Below are 7,031 nucleotides of genomic sequence, written 5' to 3' on the forward strand. Positions count from 1 at the left end.
TTATACTGGTAATCGTTTAGTTGATTTATTTTATAACATTTTTGTGGTCAGGTGACTATATAGTGTCGGCTTTAGTACTGTGTGTCTACTGCCTTGTAGGTCTACTAGCTTAGAAAAGGCTACTAACTTATAGATAGCATTGATGAGTAATAGCCTTTGTTTTCAATACTATTTATACCCTAAAACGCAATCACATAAAATTTATAAATCATAACTTAGTTAAATATCGAATCATAGCATTGACTGCATGTATTTTCACCGAAGCCTTGCTATTATACGGCTTAATATTGATAAAACCTATGCTATATCTTGATATAGTTTTTAATAAAATTTACGATTATTATCATAAAAAAATTGTCGTTCAGCGCCGCTCTTTTCTCTATCAGTCGCGATTTATCTGTAGGAATGTCCATGTCCAACCAGTTCCAGTTATTCAAGCGCCGTCGTTTTAGCGCTATGTTTTTCACCCAGTTTTTGGGCGCATTCAATGACAATATTTTTAAGCAGGCGCTCATACTGGTGCTGACTTATACTGCCGCCAGTAAATTGGGCGTAGAGGTCAGCATCCTTAATAACTTGGCCGCCATGTTATTTATCCTGCCCTACTTTTTGTTTTCTGCTTTGGCAGGACAGATTGCTGATAAGTATGAAAAGTCAAAGCTCACGCAGTTTATCAAACTGCTTGAGCTGGTCATTATGGCAGTTGCCGCAGTCGGCTTTGTCTTTGAATGGTATGCACTGCTATTTGTCGCGTTGTTTTTGATGGGTACGCATTCGACTTTCTTTGGACCGATCAAATACGCTTATCTGCCACAAGCGATGAAAGAAGATGAGTTGGTCGGCGCCAATGGTCTTTTTCAGATGGGTACTTCGCTGGCTATTTTGGTCGGGATGATTGTCGCTGGTATTTTGACTCAGCTATCACAATCATTATATTGGATTAGTGCCACAGTGTTGGTTGTCGCTGTTTTGGGATATTTAGCTGCACGCTATATCCCTAATATGCCAGCGATGCAGCCTGACCTGAAGATTAACTGGAATATTATTACAACCAGCTTAGCCACTGTCCGTTACTTATACTCCTTGCCTTTTTTGTTCTTTATCATTCTTGGCAACAGCTGGTTTTGGTTTTATGGGGCGACGTTTTTGACCCAAGTGCCAGAGTTCAGCAAGGTGATTTTGCTTGGTGATGAGTCAGTCGTTATTTTCTTACTCACATTGTTTTCTGTTGGTGTGTCGATCGGTTCGGTGCTGTGCAAAACATTGACCAAAAATAAGGTCAGCTTGCGTTTATTACCTTTTGGTATTGCTGGATTAAGTATCTTTGCTATTGATTTGTATTTTTCACTTTCAGGTTTAGATATAAATGTGAATAATGACACATTACTTGGCATCGGTGATTTGTTTAATATAAGTGGTAGCTGGCGGGTATTCGCGGATTTATTCTTATTAGGATTCAGTGGTGGTTTGTATATCGTGCCGCTATATGCTTCTATGCAAGCCTACGCACCTAAGAGCCATCGAGCACGTATTGTTGGTGCGAACAACATCTTTAATGCGATATTTATGGTCACATCAGCGATTTTTGCGATTGTTATCTTAAACTCATTAGGGTTTACGCTGCCGCAGTTATTTTTGGTGACAGGGCTATTAAATATAGTGTTTGGTGCATTTTTATACATCAAACTCAATAAACATATTAAGCATGCCGTTATCCAAACTAACGATGGTATAGCACCGTAAATAAGTTTAGTTCCATAGATACCGTCTAATCACCGTTATAATGGCTATAGCAGTTTACCGACTCTCTATAAGCTATTTATGAACTGTTTAAACCGTGATATGCAAGCCAATCATTTGGATTGTTTGTTATAGTAATACGCATTATGCCGTTGCGTTTAAACGGTAATACATTTTATTTTATTGACAGTTTTTAACACCATCAGGAGTGAGTTATGACCCTGCGTCCTTTATCTAAAATTGACCAGTTGTTACTTGGGGTCGATAAGGCATTACGAGCTGTCGTGCCACATTCCAATCCAAGCACGCGTCCGTTGCCCGTCAGTAGCGATGAGATTCCTGAGCTGACCATCACAGAGGCGCGACACGTCTCAGGTCTTATGCGTATCAATCATACAGGTGAAGTATGTGCGCAGGGTCTATACCATGGCCAAGCGTTTGCCGCGAAAGATAGTGGTGTCAAACAAGCCATGCAACAATCGGCCGAAGAAGAAGTCGATCATTTGGTCTGGTGCGAGACTCGTCTAAGCGAACTTGGTAGCCATGCTAGCGTATTTACACCGCTTTGGTACGGTATGTCTTTTGGACTCGGTGCAGTCGCAGGCGCGATCTCAAACGAGTTTAGTCTAGGGTTTGTAGCGGAGACAGAAGCGCAGGTCAGCGAGCATCTACAGGATCATATCAAGCAGTTACCTGAACATGATCAGCGCTCAAAAGAGATACTGGCACAAATGGATAAAGAGGAGCTGCATCATCGTGAGCTAGCACTTGCAAGTGGCGGCGCTGCTTTGTCTCCCGCAGTACGTCGAACCATGCGATGGATGGCAAATCGTATGAAAGATACCGCTTATCATTTATAGCTTATGGTTACAGGTACTTTTGTTAGCTGCTGTTGTCGATTTTCTTACTCATCAACGTCTGCACAGATTTGCGTAGGTTTGCTTAATTCTAGCGATTAACAATCCTACCACAGATAGCGTAAAGCTTAATTTGCTACGGTATTAAAAATTTGTACGATTTTGCAGCAATGCGCTATTTATATTACCGTCCAATCAATGAATAACAACCAAATAAATTAAACAAGGTAACGATTTTTATGAAAGCGATTCTCTCTAGTAGCCACTCTATTAAGTCACCAAAGTTTGCAACGTTGACCGTCATGGCTGCAACCTGTGCCATGTTATTATCTGCACCTGTGAATGCAGCAGAAACTGACGCCACTGCAACGGCTGTACCTAGTGCAATGGACTCAAGCAAACGTGTGATTCGTCTTGCTCGTCCTAATGCAGCCATCAGTCCTGCTCAAGCCAATGCCGCTCAAACAAGCTTGCCAGCAACACCTGCGAGCAACAGCCAGCCGACTAATGCGCAAACAACTAACATGCAACTAAGCGGCACTCTGCAAAACAACGCATCTGTTAGCACTGCTCAACCTCAAACACCGCAAATGATGTCGCCTGCTGCTGCACCTGTCATGAACGGCACTACTCGTGTCTATGAGCCTGGTCCAATGACAGCTACTGGTATCGACTTGCGTAGCGGACAACTTTCGAACATTCCTACACCGCAAGTACAACTATCAGACATGAGCTTTGTCAAAACCGTACTGATTCCACAACAAAAAGGGCTAGGTACTGATAAGCTTGATGTCAGCTTATTAGATGACTTCATCGCTGATGTATCCCCTAACGCGCGCCACTATCCACCAAACTTCCCTAACCGCACACAGCGTCATTACACGCGTGAAAAAATCAAAGTATTGGCTGATTGGATCGAGCCATATGCCAAGTCGCCAGACGCGTCTTTTGATGTATTGCTTCGTGCCGCTAAGCTAAACGGCATGGGTCGTAACCTAGACTTAGGTTCAGACTACACAGTACGTGGTGGTCAATATGTCGATCGCGCTATCAAGCTGCAACCTGATAGTGGTGAGGCTAACTTCCTATACGGCATGATGCTATCAGAAGGTGGCGGCTTCAAAGAAGGTCAAAAGTATCTAGATCGAGCTGTTGCTTTAGGCTATACCGAAGCAGAACAAAGCTTAGCACAGTCAGATCTACTCAGTGACCGCCGTGCTAATGCGTTAGAGCGCCTACGTCGTCTTGAAGGGCAATACCCTAACAATACTGTTATTCCTCAACAAATCAAACTTGTTGAAGAAGGCAAATTCTACATTTGGGATATCCCTGCCCCTGATATTAGCGTAAAACCAGGTGCTTAGAAATTATGTACTTATTGAGATTAGCTATTTAGGGTTTGATTCATAAGATATTTGTTTAATAAGACTTTCACTAGGTCAAATATCTAATAAATAATCTAAGCTTTAAATACCAAGCGCTTTTGTTTTATATCTATAAGACAAAAGCGCTTTTTTTCGACTAGTAGAAACCCTTTCGTTTTAAAACATGCTTTTGTAGAACTGCAAATGAATAGTCTAACGCCAAAAGTTGCGCTACACTCATTATCAATTGCTACTTTCATTACTCGTACTCTCATAACCATCGTTTATTGGACTGACTTATGACTTTCGCTGGCTTTGGCAAACAGACAATAATGCATACTAATAAAAAAACTCTGCCCATTACTTCATTTATGCTTTTGGCGGCAGCAGTATTGCTACCAGCATGTAGTACAGTGACGGTAGATAAACAAGCCTCGGCCAAGACCATCTCAGCGCAGCGCGGCAATATCGTCACTGACAATGCGCTAAGCAGCGACACAGCATCTGCTTTATTATCAGCAGGACTGAATGAGCAAGCCTGTATGCAGCAATTTGACTTATGCTTGACTCAGCTCTCTGACAGTATGCTTAACAAGCACTATCGGCCTGCTTTGGCCATTTTTGCAGAGCTGCACTATGCAAAAGCGCGTCAACTATCTGACTCAAAAAACTGTCGTAATGCACTTGCACGCCCGCCACTTGATCCGTATTACGCCAATGCGCCTTTAAGTGATGATGACGCCAAAACGCAGCAAAAAGAGACTGACCTGTGTTTAACCGATTATCAAGCAAGGTTGTTTGATGCCGTCAAATACAGCTATACCTATCTGTTTTATGACAGCTTGACCCATGACTTTGAAGGTACAGAGCAAAATACCAATAGCCATCGTGCGCAAAACCGTATTCCGAATGACAATGATATCCAAACCCAAGATATTTATAACGCTGCTAGCAATGACGTTATTACTCAAATTTATCAATCGACTGAAAACGCCAATAAATTGATGGGTGATACGACAGTAGAGTATTTGCCAATAACCTCTACCAAGCGTGACAACACGGATGAAGCAGCGATTGCCAATCGATCTCCACTAAAGAGCAAAGCAACAGACCAAGTCAAAGTCATGAAAGTGACAGTAGATAACTATAACCTCGATATTTATTTGCCCAACGAAAACAACTATCTGCAAAACGCTCATAAACAAACTTCCGCTTTGGCAGACTTATCATCCACTTATGAGCTACGGCTCTCCGGTCTCAATTCCGTGAGCAAACGCCCTGGTTTGGGCATCAGTTTGGTGGCGTCATTGGATGATCGCTATACCACCACAATCCGTCAGTTACTGGTCGCCTCCTTATCTGGTCGACTAACAAATGAAGATAAAAACACCGACGACAGCGAGCCAAGCTCACGTATTTATCCGACGGGACATCTTTTACTAACTGGATTGATTAAGCCAGATGGCAATAGCGTATTAGATGCGCTGAGCAGTCGTAAGCTTGATATTCATTTATACAATCCGTACCAAACTGAATCCGTCAATATCCTCAATGATAATTACCCACTGGCAGCCAACTTTTCGGCAGGATATGGCTTATGGTTATCAGAAAACCAGTTAGATGGTGTAGGTTATTTAAACTTGATTACTCGCCAACCAGATGCTCAGCTGCCCAAACTCTTCATGCTTGAGCCTTATGATCCTGATAAACGCGTGTTGGTTATGTTGCACGGGCTAGCCTCTAGTCCAGCTACTTGGGTCAATCTGACCAACGATATTCTTAATGATGACAAGCTGCGTGATAATTACCAAGTTTGGCAAATATTCTATCCAACCAATCTGCCTATTTTAGAAAATCGTTATCAGATTCAGCAGTTAATTAACAGCACCTACCAGCAGACTGATCCCAATGGACAAAATCGTGCCAGTCAAAACAGTGTGATTATAAGTCATAGTATGGGTGCCATTATCGCTCGTATGATGCTATCTGATGAAAATTTAATCGATGATTTAGATAAGCTCAATGATAAAGACATCCTCTCTAGCAATGAAAAGCAGCAAATCCGTAACGCGCTCAAGACTTCTTTTGGCGAAGATGAATTAAAGGAACGATTTGAGCTACAGGCATTGCCACAAGTAGACACCGCTGTGTTTCTATCTGCACCTTTCCGTGGTACCGATTATGCAGATCGTTGGTTTACCCGTGCACTACGCCGCATCGTTTACTTACCCGTAGGTCTGGTCAAGACATTCACTGATAACTTAGCGACTATTGCAACACAAGGCGATTTGGCACAAAACCCACTGGGCGCGTTATATTTGCAGAACGGTGCCAGCCAGTTAAGTGACAAGTCTTCTTTTATAGAGTTAACCAAAGACATCACTATGAATGAGCGTATTACTTACCATTCAATCATTGCCAACAATGATGCCGATATCACTAAAGGACTAGCACAAACGCAACCAAATGGTGCCAAAATTGACTTGTCACAAGCGGTAGAAGACAACTCTGGAAATGAAACAGCGAGCGTTGATGTGAGTGACAATACTGAGACATCACAGCTACCACCCGAGCCGCTTGTTGCCGCTGTGACAGTCAATGATGATATCAGTCAAGCACTGACCGAGCGTTTGTCAGATGGTATCGTTCCTTATAACAGTGCCCATCTCGATGGTGCTGCGTCTGAGACAATTATTAATGGCGGTCATAGTATTCAGACCAATCCACAAACCATTTTAACCTTGCGGCGCATTCTGCATAAGCAGTTACAAGAATGATGTGTGTTTTTGTTATTGGTAAGTATTTTAATAAATAATATACCAAGAAAAAACATAAACAGATGTTTTCTTAAGAAAAGTACATTTTTTAAGTTATTGTTATTTATAAGGTTAATTTTATTTTCAAGGGTTGGTTAGTAGAATTTTCATGACTAGTAGGTATGCCGCCACCTAATCGAACGGGTTGCGGGTTCATCTAGGGAAGCGCATAATATATGGATAGCACATGACTGTAATATACCCCACTCTCAACTTCGAAAGTGATTGAAAAAAGAAGAGCACCTCACTAATCT

At 42.0% G+C, this 7,031-nt stretch carries 4 protein-coding genes; all 4 read left to right on the forward strand.

Annotated features, from left to right (window positions below):
• The first annotated feature begins 411 nt into the window (after positions 1-411).
• A complete protein-coding gene (locus tag FQV37_RS11570) occupies positions 412-1,743 on the forward strand; it encodes an MFS transporter (RefSeq protein ID WP_160023147.1) in 1,332 nt (443 codons plus the stop codon).
• 212 nt (positions 1,744-1,955) lie between these two features.
• Entirely contained in the window at positions 1,956-2,600 is a 645-nt protein-coding gene (gene coq7 / locus FQV37_RS11575) for a 2-polyprenyl-3-methyl-6-methoxy-1,4-benzoquinone monooxygenase (protein ID WP_057759163.1), read from the forward strand.
• Between the two features lie 236 nt (positions 2,601-2,836).
• On the forward strand, positions 2,837-3,961 hold the full coding sequence (locus FQV37_RS11580; protein WP_160023149.1) for a tetratricopeptide repeat protein: 1,125 nt from the start codon (positions 2,837-2,839) through the stop codon (positions 3,959-3,961).
• A 299-nt stretch (positions 3,962-4,260) separates the two neighbouring features.
• Positions 4,261-6,738 carry an esterase/lipase family protein gene (locus tag FQV37_RS11585; RefSeq protein ID WP_240991022.1) on the forward strand — a complete coding sequence of 826 codons (2,478 nt, stop codon included), beginning with the start codon at positions 4,261-4,263 and terminating at the stop codon, positions 6,736-6,738.
• Positions 6,739-7,031: the final 293 nt, after the last annotated feature.

This window comes from Psychrobacter nivimaris, assembly GCF_009812035.1.
Lineage (GTDB): Bacteria > Pseudomonadota > Gammaproteobacteria > Pseudomonadales > Moraxellaceae > Psychrobacter > Psychrobacter nivimaris.